This window comes from Streptomyces sp. NPDC006197, from assembly GCF_040613865.1.
GTDB lineage: Bacteria > Actinomycetota > Actinomycetes > Streptomycetales > Streptomycetaceae > Streptomyces.
Map to the genome: position 1 here is coordinate 104,248 of NZ_JBEXSZ010000003.1, position 21,612 is coordinate 125,859.

General features: G+C 73.3%; 18 protein-coding genes. 8 read left to right on the forward strand and 10 right to left on the reverse strand.

Annotated elements, in window-relative coordinates; genetic code table 11:
• Positions 1-5: 5 nt before the first annotated feature.
• The 6 genes from ABZ318_RS01620 to ABZ318_RS01645 all read right to left on the reverse strand — a co-directional run bounded on the left by ABZ318_RS01620 (position 6) and on the right by ABZ318_RS01645 (position 5,710).
• Positions 6-1,169, reverse strand: a complete 1,164-nt coding sequence (locus ABZ318_RS01620; RefSeq protein WP_356900465.1) for a molybdopterin-dependent oxidoreductase — start codon at positions 1,167-1,169, stop codon at positions 6-8.
• Between the two features lie 19 nt (positions 1,170-1,188).
• Positions 1,189-1,845: a class F sortase gene (locus tag ABZ318_RS01625; protein ID WP_356900466.1), complete on the reverse strand. Its 657-nt coding sequence runs from the start codon at positions 1,843-1,845 to the stop codon at positions 1,189-1,191.
• Positions 1,846-1,936: 91 nt separating this feature from the next.
• Positions 1,937-2,539: a hypothetical protein gene (locus tag ABZ318_RS01630; RefSeq protein ID WP_356900467.1), complete on the reverse strand. Its 603-nt coding sequence runs from the start codon at positions 2,537-2,539 to the stop codon at positions 1,937-1,939.
• Positions 2,540-2,814: 275 nt separating this feature from the next.
• The gene (locus tag ABZ318_RS01635) at positions 2,815-3,222 is read right to left on the reverse strand and encodes a hypothetical protein (protein WP_356900468.1); all 408 of its coding nucleotides are present in this window, start codon (positions 3,220-3,222) and stop codon (positions 2,815-2,817) included.
• Positions 3,219-4,922: a right-handed parallel beta-helix repeat-containing protein gene (locus ABZ318_RS01640; RefSeq protein WP_356900469.1), complete on the reverse strand. Its 1,704-nt coding sequence runs from the start codon at positions 4,920-4,922 to the stop codon at positions 3,219-3,221. The genes ABZ318_RS01635 and ABZ318_RS01640 overlap by 4 nt, the downstream gene beginning before the upstream one ends.
• Positions 4,923-4,948: 26 nt before the next feature.
• Entirely contained in the window at positions 4,949-5,710 is a 762-nt protein-coding gene (locus tag ABZ318_RS01645; RefSeq protein ID WP_356900470.1) for an aminotransferase class IV, read from the reverse strand.
• A gap of 194 nt (positions 5,711-5,904) precedes the next feature.
• On the opposite strand from ABZ318_RS01645, the gene ABZ318_RS01650 reads away from it, so the two are divergent.
• From ABZ318_RS01650 to cutA, 3 genes are read left to right on the forward strand one after another with little or no spacing between them, the layout of a single operon-like run.
• Positions 5,905-7,638: an ABC transporter ATP-binding protein gene (locus tag ABZ318_RS01650; RefSeq protein ID WP_356900471.1), complete on the forward strand. Its 1,734-nt coding sequence runs from the start codon at positions 5,905-5,907 to the stop codon at positions 7,636-7,638.
• On the forward strand, positions 7,635-9,509 hold the full coding sequence (locus ABZ318_RS01655; RefSeq protein ID WP_356900472.1) for an ABC transporter ATP-binding protein: 1,875 nt from the start codon (positions 7,635-7,637) through the stop codon (positions 9,507-9,509). Before ABZ318_RS01650 ends, ABZ318_RS01655 begins: the two co-directional genes overlap by 4 nt.
• Positions 9,506-10,258, forward strand: a complete 753-nt coding sequence (cutA, locus tag ABZ318_RS01660) for a divalent cation tolerance protein CutA (protein WP_356900473.1) — start codon at positions 9,506-9,508, stop codon at positions 10,256-10,258. Before ABZ318_RS01655 ends, cutA begins: the two co-directional genes overlap by 4 nt.
• On the opposite strand, the gene ABZ318_RS01665 is transcribed toward cutA, so the two are convergent.
• The 4 genes from ABZ318_RS01665 to ABZ318_RS01680 form a co-directional block, all read right to left on the reverse strand.
• Positions 10,212-12,305, reverse strand: coding sequence for a molybdopterin oxidoreductase family protein (locus ABZ318_RS01665; RefSeq protein WP_356900474.1), 2,094 nt, complete (start codon positions 12,303-12,305; stop codon positions 10,212-10,214). The genes cutA and ABZ318_RS01665 overlap by 47 nt on opposite strands.
• A gap of 72 nt (positions 12,306-12,377) precedes the next feature.
• On the reverse strand, positions 12,378-13,067 hold the full coding sequence (locus ABZ318_RS01670) for an ElyC/SanA/YdcF family protein (protein ID WP_356900475.1): 690 nt from the start codon (positions 13,065-13,067) through the stop codon (positions 12,378-12,380).
• Between the two features lie 39 nt (positions 13,068-13,106).
• The gene (locus ABZ318_RS01675) at positions 13,107-13,829 is read right to left on the reverse strand and encodes an aquaporin (protein ID WP_356900476.1); all 723 of its coding nucleotides are present in this window, start codon (positions 13,827-13,829) and stop codon (positions 13,107-13,109) included.
• An 85-nt stretch (positions 13,830-13,914) separates the two neighbouring features.
• Positions 13,915-14,748, reverse strand: a complete 834-nt coding sequence (locus tag ABZ318_RS01680) for a class II glutamine amidotransferase (protein ID WP_356900477.1) — start codon at positions 14,746-14,748, stop codon at positions 13,915-13,917.
• A gap of 217 nt (positions 14,749-14,965) precedes the next feature.
• Here ABZ318_RS01680 and ABZ318_RS01685 point away from each other — a divergent pair, with 217 nt between their 5' ends.
• From ABZ318_RS01685 to ABZ318_RS01705, 5 genes are all read left to right on the forward strand, one after another.
• Positions 14,966-15,727: a sirohydrochlorin chelatase gene (locus ABZ318_RS01685; RefSeq protein WP_356900478.1), complete on the forward strand. Its 762-nt coding sequence runs from the start codon at positions 14,966-14,968 to the stop codon at positions 15,725-15,727.
• Between the two features lie 35 nt (positions 15,728-15,762).
• Entirely contained in the window at positions 15,763-17,079 is a 1,317-nt protein-coding gene (locus tag ABZ318_RS01690) for a deoxyguanosinetriphosphate triphosphohydrolase (RefSeq protein WP_356900479.1), read from the forward strand.
• 126 nt (positions 17,080-17,205) lie between these two features.
• Complete coding sequence (locus ABZ318_RS01695) at positions 17,206-18,465, forward strand: FAD-dependent oxidoreductase (RefSeq protein WP_356900480.1); 1,260 nt, start codon at positions 17,206-17,208, stop codon at positions 18,463-18,465.
• Between the two features lie 29 nt (positions 18,466-18,494).
• A complete protein-coding gene (dnaG, locus tag ABZ318_RS01700) occupies positions 18,495-20,384 on the forward strand; it encodes a DNA primase (protein ID WP_356900481.1) in 1,890 nt (629 codons plus the stop codon).
• A gap of 117 nt (positions 20,385-20,501) precedes the next feature.
• The gene (locus tag ABZ318_RS01705) at positions 20,502-21,521 is read left to right on the forward strand and encodes an RNA polymerase sigma factor (RefSeq protein ID WP_356900482.1); all 1,020 of its coding nucleotides are present in this window, start codon (positions 20,502-20,504) and stop codon (positions 21,519-21,521) included.
• The last annotated feature ends 91 nt before the right edge of the window (positions 21,522-21,612 follow it).

Here is a 21,612-nt window from a genome sequence, read left to right on the forward strand (position 1 = left end):
ACCCCTCACACGACGACCACCTCGACATACGCCACGGGGTTGCAGCCGTAGCCGCCGGCGTTCCAGGGCGCCCGAGGCGGCTGGATGTCGCCGTGCTCGTCGGTCGCGCGGGCCAGGAGCCGGTACGGACCGGGCCGACGGGGCGTCCACCGGTACGACCAGTCGGTCCAGGCGTACGGCCCGGAAGGCGGCTCCAGCACGGCGTCGTGCCACTCCTCGCCGTCGGAAGGGCCTTCGCCCCCGGTGCCGTCCTCACTGCTGACACCGTCCACGTCCCCGTACGCGGCCCGTACCTCGACCTGCCGCACGGGAACCCCGCCGCCCGACCAGGCCCGGCCCCGTACCGGGATCTCGTGGCCACGGCGGACCGCCGAGTCCGGTTCGGGGGTGGTGATGAAGGACTTGACCCGTACGGTCGTCACAGGATCGCCGAGGGTGCCGCGCGACGCGCGATAGACGTACTCCTCGACCTGGAAGACCCCTCTGAAGGGCTCCCTCACGGCCCGCGCCTCGACCAGCCACTTCACGTCGGCGACCGCGTACCACCCGGGGACCACGAGCCGGACCGGCGCCCCGTGCTCGGGGGCGAGCGGCTCGCCGTTCATGTGCGTGGCGAGGAGGGTGTCCGGATGGAGGGCCACGGCGAGCGGGAGGCTCCGTTCGAAGGCCGCCCGGCGGCCGTGCACGGTGCCGGAGTCGGCTCCGGCGAAGACGATCTCCACGGCTGCCCGGTCGATCCGGGCCCGGGTGGCAAGGCGCTGGAAGGGCACCCCTGCGAAGTGCGCGCATCCGACGGCCCTCTGCCCCCATGGCAGACCTGGCGGTCGGGGTGACATCTGGCTGCGACCGTTCCCCGCGCATTCCATGACGACGTCGAACTCTCGGTGCTCCATCGTGAGCAGCTCGTCGTAGCCGATGTCGAGCGGCTCGGCCACGGCTCCGCGGAGCCGTAGCCGCCACCGGCGGGGTGTCGTCCGCGGGATGCCGAAGTGATCGCGCACGAAGAGGGCACCCACGGGTGTGACGGGCTCGGCAAGCGCGGCCGACGGTGTCTGAGCGTTGTACGGCTCGGCTGTGACCGTCTCGGGTGTCCAGACCGTCGCTCCGGGCCCGCGGGATATGGGCCATGTGGTCACGGCGACCCCTTCCGTCGGGCTCCTGCCGGGCACGACGCGGGTTGCCTTCAGTTTACGTCCGGGACTCGGGTCGCGAGAGTTCTCCCGTGACGCTCGGAGGGGGCAAGGCCCCTATGGGTCCGCCGCGCCCTTGGTGACGCTTGGGAGACCTCATGTCCGTCCGAACGGCCGCGGCGGCCCTGATCTCGGCCCGGTCGGCCTCGTCGTACACCTTGCGGTCCGGGAAGTGCTTGTTGTCGTACACCTCGATCGCGTCGACCGTGAAGACGGCGGTCCGCCCGTCCTGCCGGACCACCTCGATCCGGTGGCCCTTCCTGAGCGCGCCCAGGGTGTAGAAGACGGCGGGCCCGTCGGCGTTGTCGACGTGGCCCGCGACGATCGCGGTGCCCTTGGCACCGGGCGTGGTGCCGTCCTCGTACCAGCCGGCCAGGTTCCGGTCCGAGGCCGGCGGCACGTCGAGCGCGCCGTCCGCCGTGAGGCCGAGCCGGGTCATCGGGGCGTCCACGTCGGTCTCGGGGATCCGGAGCCGGACCGGCACCGAGGGCGGCAGCGGGTCGGCGGCGGCGTCGGTGTGCACGCTGGGCCCGGCGGCGAAGGCCTGCGCGGCCGACGGTACGGGCGGGGTGACGTTCTCCGAGCCGTTGTGGACGAGCCAGATCCCGACGCAGGCGGCCGCGGCTATGCCCCAGCCCTTGCTCCTGTTGCTCACCTGGGTTCCCTCGGTCGCGCTTCGTGGGGTGTGGCCCTGCCCCCGCCGGGCCGTGTGCGGGCGCGCGACGGGGGCAGGACAGGCGGTGGTCTCAGTGGCCCTGTGCGCCGCTCGCCCGGCGCCGCAGGAGCCAGACACCGCCGACGGCAGCCGCGGCCAGCACCGCCGCGCCCGCCGTGACCTGGGCGGTGTCGGGGCCGACGCTGCCCCCGACACCGGTCTGGACGTGGCCGCTCGGACTCCGGTGCTTGACCCACAGGTCGCCCCGGGCGGTCTTGCCGTTGTCGCAGGCCACGCTGATCCCGTAGGAACCGGCCTTGACGTGCTCCGGCACCGTGAACCGTCCGACCACGACCTCCTTGTGCGTGCTCGGCTTCAGCTGGAACTCGCCCGCGCCGAGCGAGTTCGCGTCACCCACGCCGTGCCCGTGCTTGCCGCAGGCGAGCGTGTTCACGGTGACGGTCTCGCCCGGGGACGCGGACGACGGGGAGATCTCCAGCGACTCGTGGCCGCCGCCGCCCGAGTTCCAGTTCTCGCCGGTCGAGCCGGTCGAGCCCGTCGAGCCGGTCGAGTTCCAGCTCTCGCTGTTCGAGCTCCAGCTGTCGTCGTTCGCATACGCCGCGGGGGCGGCGAACGCCCCGATCGCGGCGACCGCCAGCGCGGTACCGGTGAGCAGGCGGGCAGTGGTGCGCATGGGGGTCCTCCGGGGCGCGCGAGCGGTCATGCCGGCTGGTCCTGCCGGGAGGGACATCCCGGAGCCGGACCTTCTGAGACCGAGATAAGGGGCATGTCACGCGCCCCGCCTCCTGATGAGGCATCAGGATTGCTCCGTCCGATACGGTGTGTCGCCTGGATTTCGGACGTTTTCGCAGGTCAGGCCGGTTTACGGGTCGTCAGCTGACGGCCCGTGCCGAACGGGTGAGCGCCCCGAGCAGGACCCCGGGCAGGCTCCGCGGGCCGGTCCCCGGCCTATCCGATACCGGTCAGCCCGCCGATCGCCGTCACGGCCCACTGCTGCGCCCCCGCCGTCGTCCCGGCCACGACCCCCGTCGCGACCGGCGCGAGGGCGCCCCGCAGGGTGGCGAGCGCGCGGCGCACCCTGCCCGCCTCGACGGGCTCCGGCCCGGTGATCTCGGCCAGGACCTCCTCGGCCGCCTGCTGGGTGTCCTGGCGGTCCTGCTCGGCGAGGCCGGCCCGGGGGAGCTCCCGGAGGAGTTCGTTCACCCGCTCGGCGAGCGTCTCGTACCCCGGTGCGACGATGCCGTTGCTCTGCTGGTTCTGGGTGACGGTCTCGTTGTTCCAGGCGAACTGGGAGTGCGAGACGGCGCCGTTGAAGACCGGTCCGTCGTCGCGCGGGGTGTTCTGCTGGTCGCTCATCGGGAGGGATCGTCTCCTTCGGTCTGCTGGTTCTGGGTGACGTGGTCGTTGTTCCAGGCGAACTGGGAGTCGTGGACGTCCCTGTGGAACACCGGACCGATGTAGTTGATGACCGTCGAGGTCTGGTCGACCGTGCGGACGGTCTCGCGGACGACCGGCAGCGACGACTGCAGCGAGACGATCTCGACGCGGCCGTTGTGCAGGACGGCGGGTCCCCCCGTCCCGTTCACGGAGCAGTCCACCAGGCGGCCGGCGCTCTGGTCGGCGAAGGCGGCGCCCGCGCTCGCGCAGTCGGTGAACTCGCTGTTCGCGACGTCCAGGTAGCCGGACTCGCTCCCGGTCAGGCCGGTTCCCGCGGACCCCTTCACGGTGAGGTTCCGCGCGAGGAGCCGCCCCTTGCCGAACGCGGCGGCCCCGCTGATGCTCACCGCCGTGACCGTGCTGTCGTGCACGAGCACCCGCGCCTCCTCGCCGGCGCCGAAGCCCACGGCCCCCCGCTCGGCCGTCACGTCCCTGAGCGTGACCCGGGACCGGCCGAGGGCGGTCACGGCGGTCTCGAAGTCACGGAACACCACCCCGGTGAGGTCGGCCGTCGTGCCGCCGTCCCCGTTCGTGTCCAGGCCCAGCGTGCAACGGTCCACCCGGACGTCCTCGAACACGCCCGCGGACCCGTCCAGGACCCGCAGCGCGGAGTTCGTCAGGTCCTCGATCCGGACGCGCGTGAAGCGGCCCCTGGCACCGTCGGTGACGGCGATGCCGACGTTCCCTCCCGTGACGCGGCAGTCACGGAGCTCGGGCGCCCCTCCCGTCGTCGAGAACACCGCGACGTTGCGCGCGTCGAGGACCTGGCAGTCCTCGAACCGGCCCAGGCCCTGCGCCTGGACGTTGACGCCGGTGTCGCGGCACCCGGTGAACACGCTGCCGCGCACCACCGGGTCGGCGCCGCTCTTCGAGACGATCCCGTGCAGGGCGTCGCTGACCCGCGTGCGGTCCACGGAACCCCGGGACTGTTCGATGAACAGGACGCCCTCCGCGTGTACGGCGGTGATCGCGCACTCCGTCACGGCGAGCTCCGCCCGGGTGTCCGCCACGAGGGCCGCGTTCCCGGTGCCGGTCAGCTCGCAGCCGATGACCTCCGCGTGCGCCTCGCAGACGCGCAGGCCGTGGATGCGGCTGCCCTCGATCCGGCTGCCCCGGACCACCACGCGGGAACCCTCCAGCACGGCGATCGCGTTGTCGGCGGCGTCGGTGAACCGGCACCGCTCGACCAGACCGGCCGCGCCCGTGAAGACCGTGCGGCCGTGCAGGACCACGCTCTCGCGCAGGGTGACGGAGGTGCGCGGACGCGCGTGCACGGCGACCGCGCCCGGCGCCCGGACCTCCGTGTGCTCCAGGGTCAGCGTGCCCGTGTGGCAGCCGACGACGTCGGCGTCGCGGCCGGTCAGGACGAGACCCTGGACGTGGACCTGTCCGTACGTGTCCAGGGCCGCGCCCCGGGGCCGGCCGACCACGACGGAGCCCGGGCCCTCGGCCGCGACCAGCCGCACCTCGCCCCGGACGGTGAGCGCCTCCTCGTACCGCCCGGGCGCGATCTCGATCAGCGCCGGCCGCCCCCGGGCGGCCGCCGCACGGAGCGCCGACGCGATGTCGGGGTGGGCCCGGCGGCCCCCGCGCGGCGAGACGACGTACCTCGCGACCATGTCCGTATCCCCCCGGTGTCGTTCCTCTACAGCCTGTCCCACTCCACGAGGCCGTACGCGTCGAACACCCGCCCCATCAGCTCCTCGTCCACCGCGAACGTCACCTCGTCGATCGCCGTCACGGGAGCGATCGTCCGGGAGTTGGTCACGAACGCGGCCCGGTAGCCCGGGAGGTCGGCCAGGGCGACCGGTCGCCGGACCGACTCCAGGTGCCGCTCCAGGAGGGCCATGGTGATGCCGGTGAGGCAGGGCGCCGACGGCCAGACCACCGAAGTGCCGTCCCAGAAGGCGATGTTGGTGACCGCACCCTCGGCGATCTCGCCGTACGGAGAGGTCAGCAGGGCCTCGTCGTAACCGGCCCGGCGGGCCGCGTCGCCGTGGAAGCTCTGGCCGAAGCCGCCCAGGTGCTTGATGTGCGGAGCGGGCCGCCAGTAGTCGACGGCGGTCAGGCGCTGCGGGGCGCCGGGGCCGTCCGGGGCGGGGTCGGCGACGGTCACGACGGTGCGGACGCCGGGGTACACGTACACCCGGACCGAGGCGTCCCGCCGCCCGGCGTTCGTGAGCGCCCCGGCGACGAGCTCGCGCACCCGTTTGCCCTCCAGCTCCCGGCCGAAGAGCTCGCGGGTCGAACGGTCGAGGCGGTCGAGGTGCAGGTCGAGGCCCTTCACGCACCCGTCCCGCACCTGCATCGCCGTGAAGTGGCCGTAACCGCTCATGAGGGCGGCGAGGAGCTGCGGATCGGCCGCCGGGGTGCCGTCGACCTCGATGTGCGGGGGAGGAGTCGTCATGCCCTCACCGTACGGCGAACGGACGGTGTTCGACCTCGACCGGCTTGAAGGACGCGGTACTTGGCGGGACGCGGGGCGCGGGACGTGCGGCACCTGGCGGGACGTGTGGCACTCGGCGGACGTGCGGTACTCGGCGGGGCGCGGGACCTGCGGCGCTTGACCTCAACCAAACTTGAGGTACCACGATCCTCGGCATGCTGTTCCGACTGCTCGTCCCCCGCCTCCGGCCGTACGGGCCCCTCCTCCTGCTCCTCGTCGCCCTCCAGCTCGTCCAGACCCTCGCCTCCCTCGCCCTGCCCACCCTCAACGCCGGCGTCATCGACGAGGGCGTCCTGCGCGGCGACACCGGCCGCGTCCTCCGCGGCGGCGCCGCCATGATCGCCGTCACCCTTCTCCAGGCCGCCGCGGCCGCCGCCGCCACCTACACCGGCGCCAGGATCGCCATGGGCGTCACCCGCGACCTGCGCTCCGAGGTCTTCCGCCGCGTCCAGGACTTCTCCGCCCGGGAGCGCGGCCGCTTCGGCGCCGCCTCCCTCATCACCCGGACCACCAACGACGTCCAGCAGATCCAGACGTTCACCGTCCTCGTCCTCACCATGCTGGTCGCCGCCCCCCTCCTCTGCGCCGGCGGACTCGTCATGGCCCTGCGCCAGGACGTCCCGCTCGCGCTCGTCCTGCTCCTCTTCGTACCCGTGATGACCGGCGCCGTCGGCACCGTCGTCCTGCGCATGCGGCCCCTCTTCCGCGGCATGCAGGAGCGCGTCGACCGCGCGGGCCGCGTCCTGCGCGAGCAGATCACCGGCGTCCGGGTCGTCCGCGCCTTCGTCCGCGACCGGCACGAGCGGGAGCGCTTCGCCGCCGCCAACGACGACCTCCTCACCGTCGGCCTTCGCGCCGGTCGGCTCCAGGCCCTCATGTTCCCCACGGTCCTGATCGTCTGGCAGCTGACGACCGTCGCCCTGGTGTACGTCGGCGCCCACCGCATCGACGCCGGAGCCCTTCAGCCGGGCGGCCTCGTCGCCTTCCTGGGCTACCTCCTCCAGACCTCCATGTCCGTGATGATGGTCCTCTTCCTCCTCATGCACATGCCCCGCGCCGAATCCGGGGCCGAGCGCGTCCGCGAGGTCCTCGACACCCGCCCCTCCGTCGTCCCGCCCGCCCACCCCGTCCGGATCCCGACCGGCCCCGGTCGCCTCGACCTCGACGGCGTCGGCTTCCGGTATCCGGGCGCGGAGGAGTCGGTGCTGAAGGACGTGGCGCTGGTCGCCCGGCCCGGTGAGACCACCGCGATCATCGGCTCCACGGGCAGTGGCAAGTCGACGCTGCTCGGCCTCGTGCCCCGGCTCTTCGACGCCACCGGCGGCGAGGTCCTCGTCGACGGCGTCGACGTGCGGAAGCTCGACCCCGCCCTGATGGCCAAGACCGTCGGACTCGTCCCCCAGAAGCCGTACCTGTTCTCCGGCACGGTGGCCACCAACCTGCGGTACGGCAAGCCCGACGCCACCGACGAGGAACTCTGGCACGCCCTGGAGGTCGCCCAGGCCGCCGACTTCGTACGGAAACTGGAACACGGTCTCGACGCCCCCGTCTCCCAGGGCGGCGCCAACTTCTCCGGCGGCCAGCGCCAGCGCCTCGCCATCGCCCGCGTGCTCGTCGCCCGCCCCCGCCTCTACCTCTTCGACGACTCCTTCTCCGCCCTCGACCCCCGCACCGACGCCCGGCTCCGCACCGCCCTGCGCGAGGAGACCGCCGACGCGACCGTCGTCATCGTTGCCCAGCGCGTCTCCACCATCCGTCACGCCGACCGGATCGTCGTCCTCGACCGGGGCCGGACCGTCGGCACCGGCACCCACACGTCCCTCATGCGGGACAACCCCACCTACCGGGAGATCGTCCTCTCCCAGCTCACCGAGGAGGAAGCCGCATGAGCACGGCGACCGCGACCCGCGCCCCGAGCCCCGCGAAGGCCCCCGTCCGCACCGGCCCCCCGCCCCAGCGCGGCCCCGGCCTCGCCACCCCCTCCCTCGAACGCTCCCTCTCCTTCCGCTCCTCCGGCCTCCGCCTGCTGCGCACCCTCGCCCCCGACCGGGCCCGGCTGCTCGCCGTCCTCGCCGCCGGCGCCGCCGCCGTCTCCCTCTCCGTCCTCGGCCCCCTCCTCCTCGGCCGCGCCACCGATCTCGTGATCACCGGAGCCACCGGTCCCACAGGCATCGACTTCGCGGCCGTCGGCCGGATCCTCGCCCTGTCCGTCGCCGTCGTCACCGGCTCGTCCGCCCTCACCTGGGTCCAGCTGCGGATCGCCACCACCGTCGTCCAGCGGGCCGGGCACCGGCTCCGCGAACGGGCCCAGCACAAACTGGCCAGGCTGCCCCTCGCCTACCTCGACGGGCAGCCGCGCGGCGAGGTCCTCTCCCGCACCACCAACGACATCGACAACATCACCCAGACCCTCCAGCAGGCCTTCAGCCAGATGACGCGAGCCCTGCTCACCCTGGCCGGCGTCCTCCTGATGATGTTCTGGATCTCCCCGGTGCTCGCCCTCGTCGCCCTCGCCACCGTGCCCGTCTCGGTCGCCGTCGCCGCCTTCGTCGGCAAGCGCGCCCAACCCCAGTTCGTGAAGCAGTGGGCCGTCACCGGCCGGCTCGGCAGTCACGTCGAGGAGATGATCACCGGCCACACCGAGGTCGTCGCCTTCGGCCGCCGCGCCGAGGCCGTGCGCCGCTTCGACGAGCTCGGCGAGGAGCTCTACCGGGCGAGCTTCCGCGCCCAGTTCGTCTCCGGCTTCATCCAGCCCGCCCTGACCTTCGTCGGCAACCTCAACTACGTCGCCATCGCCGTCGTCGGCGGACTGAGGGTGGCGAGCGGCACCCTCTCCGTCGGCGACGTGCAGGCCTTCATCCAGTACTCGTACGATTTCAACGGCCCCATCACCCAGGTCGCCGCCATGGCCAACCTCCTCCAGTCCGGAGTGGCCTCCGCCGAGCGGGTCTTCGACCTCCTCGACGCCGAGGAGGAGTCCCCGGAGCCCACCACGCCCCGCAGGCCCGCCGAGCTGCGCGGCCGGGTCTCCTTCGAGAAGGTCGCCTTCCGCTACGAGGACGGCAGGCCGCTCATCGAGGACCTCTCGCTCACGGTGGAGCCGGGCCGGACGGTCGCGATCGTCGGCCCCACCGGCGCCGGCAAGACGACCCTGGTCAACCTGCTCATGCGCTTCCACGAGGTGACGGCCGGCCGGATCACCCTCGACGGCGTCGACACCGCCGCCATGACCAGGGAGGAGCTGCGCTCCGCCACCGGCATGGTCCTCCAGGACACCTGGCTCTTCGGCGGCACCATCGCGGACAACATCGCGTACGGCGCCACGCGCCCGGTGACCCGGGCCGAGGTCGAGGAGGCGGCGCGCGCCGCCCACGCCGACCGCTTCGTCCGCACCCTGCCCGCCGGGTACGACACCGTCCTCGACGAGGACGGCGGCGGCCTCAGCGCCGGCGAGAAGCAGCTGGTCACCCTCGCCCGCGCCTTCCTCTCCGATCCGGTGATCCTCGTCCTCGACGAGGCCACCAGCTCCGTCGACACCCGCACCGAGCTCCTCGTCCAGCAGGCCATGACCTCCCTGCGCGCGGGCCGCACCAGCTTCGTCGTCGCCCACCGGCTCTCCACGATCCGGGACGCCGACACGATCCTGGTCATGGAGGGCGGCTCGATCGCCGAGCAGGGCACCCACGAGGAACTCCTCGCCGCCGACGGGGCCTACGCCCGGCTGCACGCCGCCCAGTTCGCCCGTACGGTGGAGACGTGATCGTCACCGTCCGCACCACCACCGACGCGCGCGCCAAGGCCGACGCCCTGGCGCGCGGTGCCGTCGAGGCCCGGCTCGCCGCCTGCGCGCAGATCTCGGGGCCCGTCACCTCCGTCTTCCACTGGCGGGGCGCGATCGAGACCTCCGAGGAGTGGGAGGTGGTGTTCAAGACCACCGAGACCCGCTACCAGGCCCTGGAGGCGCACCTCCTCGCCGCCCACGACTACGAGACGCCCGAGATCCTCGCCACCCGGGTGACCCGGGTCAGCGAGGGCTACGCCCACTGGGTCGAGCAGGAGACCCACGCGGCCGAGGCGATCGAGGCCCCGGCGCCCGCCGAGCGGCCGTTCTTCGTGTACGGGACGCTGCGCCCGGGCGCGTACAACCACGACCGCTTCCTCGCCGGACGCATCGGCTCCGAGGCGGACGCCGTGCTGCACGGGGCGGTCCTGCACGACGGACCCGGCTATCCGTACGTCGTCCCGGCGGACAAGGGCCAGGTGGTCGGCACGCTCCTGACGCCCGCGCCCGGCGCGTACGGCGAACTGTTCGGCCTGCTCGACCGCCTGGAGCTGCCCGTCGGATACGAGCGGGTGGCGAGGGACGTCGTACGGGTACGGGACGGGGCACGGGTGTCCGCCTGGGTGTTCCTGGCCGCCCCCGACGCGCCCCTCGGCCCGGTCATCGAGAGCGGCGACTGGTTCAGCCGGAGTCCGCGACAGGTTCGAGGCGCACCGCGCACACCTTGAACTCGGGCATCCGCGAGACCGGGTCGAGCGCCGGGTTCACCAGCGTGTTGGCCCGCCCCTCCCCGTACCAGTGGAACGGCATGAAGACGGTGTCCGGCCGGATCGACGTCGTGATCCGCGCCGGGGCGACGGCCCGCCCGCGCCGCGAGACCACCGCCAGCGCCTCGCCCTCGGCGATCCCGAGCCGCTCGGCGAGCCGGGGGTGGAGCTCCACGAAGGGGCCGGGCGCCGCCGCGTTCAGCTCCTCGACCCGCCGGGTCTGCGCCCCCGACTGGTACTGGGACACGACGCGGCCGGTGGTCAGCACGACCGGGTAGTCGGCGTCCGTCTCCTCGGCCGCCGCCCGGTGCACCACCGGCACGAACCGGGCCCGCCCGTCCGCCGTCGCGAACCGCTCCAGGAAGAGGCGCGGGGTGCCCGCATGGTCCTCGTCCGGGCAGGGCCAGAAGACACCCTGCTCCTCCTCGATCCGCCGGTAGCTGATGCCCGCGTAGTCGGCGGGCCCGCCGGCCGAGGCCCGGCGCAGCTCCTCGAAGACCTCCTCCGGGTCGGTCGGGAAGCCCTTCTCCCAGCCGAGCAGCCCGGCCAGCCCGTGCAGCACCTCCAGGTCGCTGCGGACGCCCCCGGGCGGGGTGAGGGCGCGGCGGCGCAGCAGCACCCTGCCCTCCAGGTTGGTCATGGTGCCGGTCTCCTCCGCCCACTGGGTCACGGGCAGGACGACGTCGGCGAGTTCGGCGGTCTCGGAGAGCACCACGTCCGCGACGGCGAGGAAGTCCAGCGACCGCAGCCGCTCCTCGACGTGCGCGGCGCGCGGCGCCGACACCACCGGGTTGGAGCCCATGAGCAGCAGGGCCTTGACGTCCCGGCCCAGCGCGTCGAGCAGCTCGTACGCGCTCCGCCCGGGCCCCGGCAGCGACTCCGGCGCGACGCCCCACACCCCGGCGACGTGCGCGCGGGCGGCCGGGTCGTCGAGCTTGCGGTAGCCGGGCAGCTGGTCGGCCTTCTGGCCGTGCTCGCGGCCGCCCTGGCCGTTGCCCTGGCCGGTGAGGCAGCCGTAGCCGCTCAGCGGCCGGCCGGCCCGGCCGGTGGCGAGGCAGAGGTTGATCCAGGCGCCGACGGTGTCGGTGCCCTTGGACTGCTGCTCGGGGCCGCGCGCGGTCAGCACCATTCCCGTGGGCGCGTCGCAGAACATCGCGACGGCCTCCCGCAGCTGCGGCACGGACACCCCGGTGATCCGCTCCACCTGCTCGGGCCAGTGGGACATGGCCCCGGCGCGGGCCGCCGCCCAGCCGTCGGTGCGCTCCTCGATGAACGCCTCGTCCACCCGCCCCTCGGCCACCACCAGGTGCAGCATGCCGAGGGCGAGCGCGAGGTCGGTGCCGGGGCGCGGCGCGAGGTGCAGATCGGCCTGCTCGGCGGTGCGGGTGCGGCGCGGGTCGACGACGATCAGCTTCCCGCCGTTCTCCTTCAGCTCGGTGAGGTAGCGCAGGGCGGGCGGCATGGTCTCGGCGAGGTTGGAGCCGACGAGGATCACGCAGCCCGTCCTCGGGACGTCCTCCAGAGGGAAGGGGAGCCCCCGGTCGAGGCCGAAGGCCCGCTGGTGCGCGGCGGCGGCCGAGGACATGCAGAAGCGGCCGTTGTAGTCGATCTGCGAGGTGGCGAGGACGAGCCGGGCGAACTTGCCCAGCGTGTACGCCTTCTCGTTGGTGAGGCCGCCGCCGCCGAAGACCCCCACGGCATCGGGACCGTGGTCGGCGCGGGTCCGGCGAAGGCCTTCGGCGACGGCGGAGAGTGCCTCCTCCCAGGACGCGGGCTCCAGGGCCCCCGAGTCAGGGCGCCGGACCAGGGGCTCGGTGAGCCGGACCCGGGAGGAGAGTACGGAGGGGGCGGTGCGGCCCTTGCCGCACAGCGCGCCCCGGTTGACGGGGAAGTCGGTCCGCTCGACCACCTCGGCGGGCAGCTCCGGCGCGCCGGTGGGGCGCAGCGACATGCCGCACTGCAGGGCGCAGTAGGGGCAGTGGGTGGGGACGGTGGCGGCGTCGGACATGCGGTCAGCATGCGTCCGGCGTGTTACGCGGGGCGGCGTCCCGTATTACGGGAGCGGTGCCATGCGCTCCGTTCAGCGCCCCCCGGCCGGTGAGGCCAGGGCCTCCGTGACGCCCTTCTCCGCCGGGCCCAGGAAGCGCGGGTCGGGGCGCAGGCCGGCGTCGAGGGCGGCCTTGCCCGCCGCGAAGAGCTCGCGGGTGGTGCCGTAGTACCAGGTGCGGTCGTGGGGTTCGGCGACCCCGACCCCGTACACGTCGAGGCCCGCCCGGCCGCACAGCGCGACGGCCCGCTTGATGTGGAAGTCCTGGGTGACGAGGACGGCCCGGTCGACGCCGAAGACCTTCCGGGCGCGGACGCAGGAGTCCCAGGTGTCGAAGCCCGCGTAGTCGCTGACGATCCGCCCGTCCGGCACCCCGCGCGCGCTGAGGTAGGCGCGCATGGCGCTCGGCTCGTCGTACGAGGTCCGGCTGTTGTCGCCGGTGACGAGGAGGACCCGGACCTTGCCCGCGCGGTACAGCTCGGCGGCGGTGTCGAGGCGGTGCGCGAGGTACGGGGTGGGGCGCCCCTTCCACAGGCCGGCGCCGAAGACGACGGCGACGTCCCGGGCGGGCACGTCGGCGACGGTGCGGAGCCGGGGCGCGGCGACCGTCTGCATCCAGGTGGCCGGGGCGAGCGCGAGGACGGCGCCCAGCACCACGGCCTGGACGGTGCGGCGGCGGGCCCGGGTGGTGCGGGGGATCAACCGGGTGAGCCGTGCCGGCATGCGGAAACCTCCGTGGGGCGGGGGAGCGGTGTCGCTCTGTCACCCCGTCCGACGCGCATCGGCCGGATTCGGTTCACCGGACGCCCGGTCTGTTCCGTACAGCACACCGGCGAGGCCCATCCCGAGGAGCATGCCGAGCAGCTGCGCGGCGGCGAAGGCGGGCACGGAGGCGGGGGCGATGCCGGTGAAGGAGTCGGAGAACGCCCGGCCCAGGGTGGCCGCCGGATTGGCGAAGGAGCCGGAGGAGGTGAACCAGATCGCCGCGCCGATGTAACCGGCGACCGCGACGGGGGCGAGGGCGGGGCGGCCGATGTGGCGCAGGCCCTGGACGACGAGGACGAGCCCGGCGGTGGCGACGGCCTCGCCGAGGAGGAGGTGAAGCGCCGCGCGCGGCTCGGTGGCCCAGGAGCCGGGCGCCCGTCCGAACATCGCCTCGGCGAGCAGGGCGCCGGTGACGGCCCCGGCGAGCTGGGCGGCGATGTAGGCGAGGACCTCGCGGCCCTTGCTCTCGCGGCGCCGGGACCACCATTCGGAGAGCGTCACGACGGGGTTGAAGTGGGCGCCGGAGAGCGGGCCGATGAGGGCGATCAGCAGGCCGAGGCCGAGGGCGGACGCGGCGGCGTTGGCGAGCAGCCGGACGCCGGTGTCCTGGCTCAGGGAGTCGGCGCGGATGCCGGAGCCGACGACGACGGCGACGAGGGCGGCGGTGCCGATGAACTCGGCTGCGGCGCGCCGGGGGAGCGCGGGCGGGGACATTCTCATAACGGAAAAGATATTCCGTGATTCGGAAGGAAAAAAGAGGGCAGGGGAGGGGCGCGGTCCTCGTGCGATCCCCGCGTGATCGTCGTCATGCCGCCGCGGGGACGAAACGATGGAGCTCGTCGGTGCCGGGCTGGACGACGCCGTAGCTGTTCTCCGGTACCTCGTTCCAGGCGCCGGGCATGTCGCCGAGGGGCTCGGAGACGATGAGGCGGCTCTCCTCCGATATGTCCCGCAGGAAGGTGAGGTCGGGATGGAGCCTGCGCAGGGCCTCCACCCGACTGCTGTAGAACAGCGAGCGGGAGGCACGCGCGCTGGAGTAGCGGAAGGCCCAGACGCGCTCGCCGTCGGTGAGGGCGAGCGTCATCTGGAGGGGGAACTCCATCCCGTGCTCGCGGCCGACCCGTTCCACGACGCCCGCCATCGCGGCGACGGCGGCGGGCGGGTCCCGGTCGAGGCCGAAGGTGAGGGCCAGGTAGAACATCACCTCGGAGTCCGTCGTGCCCTCGATGTCGGAGTAGAGCGAGGGGTCGACGAGCAGGGAGAGGGCGCGGCGCACACGGGGGAACCCGGCGATGGCGCCGTTGTGCATGAACATCCAGCGGCCGTGCCGGAACGGATGGCAGTTCGACTGCTGTACGGCCGTCCCGGTCGACGCCCGGATGTGGGCGAAGAACAGCGGGGACTGGACGTGATCCGCCAGCTCCCGCAGATTCCGGTTGTTCCAGGCGGGGCCGACGTCCCTCAGCAGCGCCGGGGTGTCGCTGTGCGGCGAGTACCAGCCGACGCCGAACCCGTCGCCGTTGGTGGTCTCCACACCGAGCTTGGAGTGCAGGCTCTGGTCGATCAGGGAGTGGTCCGGTTTGTACAGGATGCTGTCGAGCAACACCGGCGTTCCCCAGTACGCGAGCCATCGGCACATGCGTGATCACCTGGGTTCCTGCCGGATCGGCGGGTGGCCTCGTGCACACCGTCCGGCCCTCCCATTCTCGACGCCCTCCCCACGGGGTGCCACATCGGCGCCGCCAGGACACGGGCCCGGCAGGCTGGCAGCCGGGGCCCGGAGCACGTGAGGCACGCGCAAAGACCCGTCACCCACCCGAAACGGCCCCGCAACGCGCCCCCGCCAGGATCACCCCATGACCCCGCAGCCGAAGACCGCGTCCGACCCCGGTGCCCCCGTCCTCGTCGCCGTGGGCCACGGCAGCCGCGACCCCCGGGCCCGGGCCGCCCTGGCCCGTCTCCTCGACCGGGTCCGCGAGCTGCGCCCGGGGCTCGACGCGCGCCTCGCCCACATCGAGCTGAACGCCCCCCTCCTCGACGACACCCTCGCCGAGCTCGCCGCCGCCGGCGGCCGGGACGCCGTCCTCGTCCCCCTCCTCTTCGCCCCCGGCCACCACGTCACCCACGACCTGCCCGCCGCCCTGGCCGCCGCCCCCGCCCTCCGCGCCCGCGTGGCCGACCCCCTCGGCGCCCACCCCCTCCTCGTCGAGGCCCTCGCCGACCGCCTCGCCGAAGCCGGCTGGACGTCCGGGGACGGAGCCGGCGTCGTCCTCGCCTCCGCCGGCTCCCGCGACCCCCGCTCCGGCGCCGTGACCCGCCGGATCGCCGCCCTCCTCGGCGAGCGCCTCGGCGGCGTCCCCGTCGTCCCCGCGTACGCCTCCGCCGCCGCGCCCACCGTCCCCGACGCCGTCCGCGCGCTCACCGCCCGGGGCCGGCACCGGATCGCCGTCGCCTCCTGCTTCACCGCCCCCGGCCTCTTCGCGACCCGCGCCGCCGCCGACGCCCCCTGGATCGCGTCGGACCCGCTGGGCGCCCACCCGGCCCTCGCCCGGCTGGTCCTGCACCGCTACGACCGCGCCCGCGCCACCCTTCCCGTACGGGAACTCGCCGCCGTCTGAGGTTTTCTGTCGGCCCCTCCGGTTACCTTCGACGCATGGCAGGCATCGAGGACACCAAGGACAGCACAGACATCACCGACACCCCCGGATACGACGAGACCGCGACCGAACGCTGGGCCGCAGAGCCCGACAAGCGCCCCGGGCGCACCGCCTTCCAGCGCGACCGCGCCCGCGTGCTGCACTCCGCCGCGCTCCGCAGGCTCGCCGGCAAGACGCAGGTCGTCACCCCCGGCACCCGGAGCCACGCCTGGGACGCCAGCCCCCGCACCCGCCTCACGCACTCCCTGGAGTGCGCCCAGGTCGGCCGGGAGCTGGGCGCCGCCCTCGGCTGCGATCCCGATCTCGTCGAGGCCGCCTGCCTCTCCCACGACATGGGCCACCCGCCCTTCGGGCACAACGGCGAGCAGGCGCTCAACGACGTCGCCAAGGACTGCGGCGGCTTCGAGGGGAACGCCCAGTCGCTCCGGCTCCTCACCCGCATCGAGCCGAAGCGCTTCGTGAAGGACGCCGACGGGGAACTCGTCAGCGTCGGGCTGAACCTCACCCGCGCCGCCCTCGACGCCGCCACCAAGTACCCGTGGGCGCGCGGCGGCCACCCCGAGGACCCCGGCTCGCCGAAGTTCGGCGTGTACGAGGACGACCTGCCCGTCTTCGAGTGGGTCCGGCAGGGCGCCCCCGCCCACCGCAAGTGCTTCGAGGCCCAGGTCATGGACTGGTCCGACGACGTGGCCTACTCGGTCCACGACTTCGAGGACGGACTGCACGCCGGGCACGTCGACCCGAACATGCTCCTCGCCGAGCCCGAGCGCGCCGACATCTGGCAGGTCGCCATCGGCCGCTACGTCCCCGAGGACACCGACCCGCAGGAGCTCGCCGAGGCCCTCGACCGGCTCGTCGACCAGGAGTGGTGGCCGCACGGCTACGACGGCTCGGCCGTCGCCCAGGCCCGGCTCAAGGACGCCACCAGCCAGCTCATCGGCCGCTTCTGCCTCGCCGCCGAGGGCGCCACCCGCCAGGCCCACGGCTCGGGCCGCCTCACCCGCTACGGGGCCGAGCTCGTCGTCCCGCGCGAGACCCGCAACGAGTGCGCGGTCCTCAAGGCCGTCGCCGACCGGTACGTGATGCAGCGCCCCCAGCAGGAGGCGCTCCGAGCCGACCAGCGCATCGTCGTCGCCGAGCTCGCCGAGGCCCTCGTCGCCCGCGCCCCCGACGGCCTCGAACCGCAGTTCCGGGCCGCGTTCGACACGGCCCGCGACGACCGGGCCCGCAAGCGCGTCCTCGTCGACCAGATCGCCAACCTCACCGACGCCTCCGCCCGAGCCCTCCACGCCCGCCTCCGCAGCCCCCGCTAGGCGACCCAGGCCCTCTTCCGTCGCCCCCCTCCGTACGGGACCCTCGCAGGCACGGCCCGGGGAGGTACGACGGGACGAACGCCCGGGGGCGTAGGTTGGAACCGGTCGCAACGAGGAGGAAACGACGTGGTCGACGCAGATCAGACCTTTGTCATCGTCGGCGGGGGCCTGGCAGGGGCCAAAGCGGCGGAGACCCTGCGCGCCGAGGGATACAACGGCCGGGTGATCCTCATCGGCGACGAACGCGACCACCCCTACGAGCGCCCACCGCTCTCCAAGGGCTACCTCACCGGCGCCAAGGAGCGCGACAGCGTCTTCGTCCACGAGGCCGCCTGGTACGCGGCGAACGACATCGAGCTCCACCTCGGCCAGTCCGTCACCGCCGTCGACCGCGAGGCCCGCACCGTCCGCCTCGGCGACGGCACCGTCATCCGCTACGACAAGCTGCTCCTCGCCACGGGCGCCGAGCCCCGCCGCCTCGACGTCCCCGGCACCGAGCTCGCCGGCGTCCACCACCTGCGCCGCCTCGCCCACGCCGACCGGCTCCGCCAGGTCCTCGCCGGCCTCGGCCGGGACAACGGCCACCTGGTGATCGCCGGCGGCGGCTGGATCGGCCTGGAGGTCGCCGCCGCCGCCCGCGGCTACGGCGCCGAGGTCACCGTCATCGAGCTCGACCCCACCCCGCTGCACCGGGTCCTCGGCCCCGAGCTCGGCCAGCTCTTCGCCGACCTCCACACCGACCACGGCGTCCGCTTCCGCTTCGGCGTCCGGCTCACCGAGATCGTCGGCCAGGACGGCATGGTCCTCGCCGTCCGCACCGACGACGGCGAGGAGCACCCGGCGCACGCCGTCCTCGCCGCGATCGGCGCCGCACCCCGCACCGCCCTCGCCGAGAACGCGGGGCTCGCCCTCGTCGACCGGGCCGACGGCGGCGGCATCGCCGTCGACGAGTCCCTGCGCACCTCCGACCCCGACATCTACGCCGCCGGCGACGTGGCCGCCGCCCACCACCCGCTCCTCCACACCCGGCTCCGCGTCGAGCACTGGGCCAACGCCCTCAACGGCGGCCCGGCCGCCGCCCGCGCCATGCTCGGGCAGCGCGTCTCGTACGACCGGGTGCCCTACTTCTTCTCCGACCAGTACGACCTGGGCATGGAGTACTCGGGCTGGGCGCCGCCCGGCACGTACGACCAGGTCGTGGTCCGCGGCGACACCGGCAAGCGCGAGTTCATCGCCTTCTGGCTCAAGGAGGGCCGGGTCCTCGCCGGGATGAACGTGAATGTGTGGGACGTCACAGGCCCTGTCCAGGACCTCATCCGCGCCCGTACGGCCGTGGACCCGGAAGCCCTCGCCGACGCCTCCGTGCCCCTGGAGAGCCTGATCTGATCAGTGCCGGTCACCCGTAGACTTCACGCGTGGCAGGCAGGATCAACGATGACGACGTGAAGGCGGTACGGGACGCGGTCCCGATCGACGCCGTCGTGTCCGAGTACCTCCAGCTGCGCAACGCGGGCGGCGGCAACCTCAAGGGCCTCTGCCCCTTCCACGACGAGAAGTCGCCCTCCTTCCAGGTCAGCCCCAGCAAGGGACTCTTCCACTGCTTCGGCTGCCAGGAAGGCGGCGACACCATCGCCTTCGTGATGAAGATCGACCACCTCTCCTTCTCGGAGACGGTCGAGCGCCTCGCCGCGAAGGCGGGCATCACCCTGCGGTACGAGGAAGGCGGCTACAACCCCGGCCACCAGCGCGGCGAACGCATCCGCCTGATCGAGGCCCACAAGGCCGCCGCCGAGTACTACGCCGGGCAACTCGACTCCGCCGAGGCCGAGATCGGCCGGAAGTTCCTCGCCGAGCGCGGCTTCGACCAGGCCGCCGCCGAGCACTTCGGCGTCGGCTACTCCCCGGCCGGCTGGGACCACCTCACCCGCTTCCTGCGCGGCAAGGGCTTCTCCGACAAGGAGCTGATCCTCTCCGGCCTCTCCCAGGACGGCCGCCGCGGTCCCATCGACCGCTTCCGCGGCCGTCTCATGTGGCCGATCAAGGACGTCGGCGGCGAGATCGTCGGCTTCGGCGCGCGCAAGCTCCGCGACGACGACAACGGCCCCAAGTACCTCAACACGCCCGAGACGCCGATCTACAAGAAGTCCCAGGTGCTCTACGGCATCGACCTGGCCAAGAAGGACATCGCCAAGATCAGCCGGGCCGTCGTCGTCGAGGGCTACACCGACGTCATGGCCTGCCACCTCGCCGGCGTCACCACCGCCATCGCCACCTGCGGCACCGCCTTCGGCGGCGACCACATCAAGATCCTCCGCCGGCTCCTCATGGACAACGGCTCGGCCCGCGTCATCTTCACCTTCGACGGCGACGCCGCCGGCCAGAAGGCCGCCCTGCGCGCCTTCGAGGACGACCAGAAGTTCGCCGCCGAGACGTACATCGCCATCGCCCCCGACGGCATGGACCCCTGCGACCTCCGCCTCGCCAAGGGCGACGAGGCCGTCGTCGACCTCGTCCAGCCCCGCACCCCGCTCTTCGAGTTCGCCCTCCGCCAGATCGTGAGGCGGTACGACCTGGAGACCCCGGCGGGTCGCGCCGCCGCCCTCGACGAGGCCGCGCCCATCGTCGCGAAGATCAAGAACATCGCCTCCCAGCACGAGGTCGCCGTCCAGCTCGCCGGCATGCTCGGCATCCTCGACACCCAGTTCGTGGTCCGGCGGGTCGCCCAGATCGCCCGCTGGCAGCGGCAGGGCGGCGAGCGCGGCCCGAGCCGTCAGCAGTCCCCGCGGACGTACGACACCCCGCCCCCGGCCGCCGCCCCCTCGGGCCCCGCGCTCAATCTGCGCAGCCCCGCCCACCGCACCGAGCGGGAGCTCCTCAAGCTCGCCCTCCAGCGGCCCGAACTGGTCTCCCCGGCCTTCGACGCCTACGGCGTCGACGAGTTCACCGCCCCGCCCTACGCGGCCGTCAGGCAGTGCATCCAGGACGCGGGCGGCGCCACCGGCGCCCCCTCCGACTACCTCGACGCCGTCCGCGAGGCCGCCCCCAACGACTCGGTCCGCGCCCTCGTCACCGAACTCGCCGTCGAGACGATCTTCGCCAAGACCGTCGACGAGGCCTACGCCGGCGACCAGCTCGTCACCGTCCGCCTCCGCGCCGTCGACCGCCGCATCCGCGACGTCCAGGGCACCCTGGCCCGGCTCGGCGCGAACGGCGACCCCGAGCGGCTCGCCGCCGTGCAGAACGAGCTGTGGGTCCTCACCCAGTACGGGCAGTCCCTCCGGAACAACGGCGCCGCGGCGCTCTGACACACGTTCGGTCACGCCCCGGTCTCAAAAAGTCACCGCACGCCCCTCGTGGCGGCGATGTGTCGTACCCCACACTGGGTGACGGTGTCGTTCCGCCCCTCCTGGAGGTCGCCCGCCGTGCAGACCGAGATCCGGACCGTGTCGCAGGAGCCGTCCCCCGAGGAGCCGGACGAGCCGCCGGAGATCCCCGTCCAGCGCCGCCGCACCGGCGACCCCGGCGGCAACGGCCCCTCCTCCGACCTCTTCCGCCAGTACCTGCGCGAGATCGGCCGCATCCCGCTGCTCAGCGCCGAGGAGGAGGTCGAACTCGCCCGCCGCGTCGAGGCGGGTCTCTTCGCCGAGGAGAAACTCGCCAACACCCCCGATCTGGACACGCAGTTGGCGATCGACCTGGACCGGCTCGTCGTCCTCGGCCGGATCGCCAAGCGCAAGCTCATCGAGGCCAACCTCCGCCTCGTCGTCTCCGTCGCCAAACGGTACGTGGGCCGCGGCCTCACCATGCTCGACCTCGTCCAGGAGGGAAACCTCGGCCTCATCAGGGCCGTCGAGAAGTTCGACTACGCGCGGGGCTACAAGTTCTCCACGTACGCCACCTGGTGGATCCGCCAGGCCATGTCCCGGGCCCTCGCCGACCAGGCCCGGACCATACGCGTCCCCGTGCACGTCGTCGAACTCATCAACCGCGTCATCCGCGTCCAGCGCCGCATGCTCCAGGAGCGCGGCTACGAACCCACCGCCGAAGAGGTCGCCGCCCAGCTGGACCTGGCCCCCGAACGGGTCGGCGAGGTCCTCCGCCTCGCCCAGGAACCCGTCTCCCTGCACGCCCCCGTCGGCGAGGAGGAGGACGTCGCCCTCGGCGACCTCATCGAGGACGGCGACGCCGCCTCACCCGTCGAGTCCGCCGCCTTCCTGCTGCTCCGCCGCCACCTGGAGGACGTCCTCTCCACCCTCGGCGAACGCGAACGCAAGGTCGTCCAGCTCCGCTACGGCCTCGACGACGGCAGGCCCCGCACCCTGGAGGAGATAGGCCGCATCTTCGGCGTGACGCGCGAACGCATCCGCCAGATCGAGTCCAAGACCCTCAACAAACTGCGGGACCACGCCTACGCGGACCAGCTGCGCGGCTATCTCGACTAGGGGGTGTCTTGCCGATCAGGCCGGATCAGGGAGCGGCGTCTGGTGCCGTGCATCGCAAGGCGGAGGAGGGAGGCAGTGGGGTCTCCCCTGT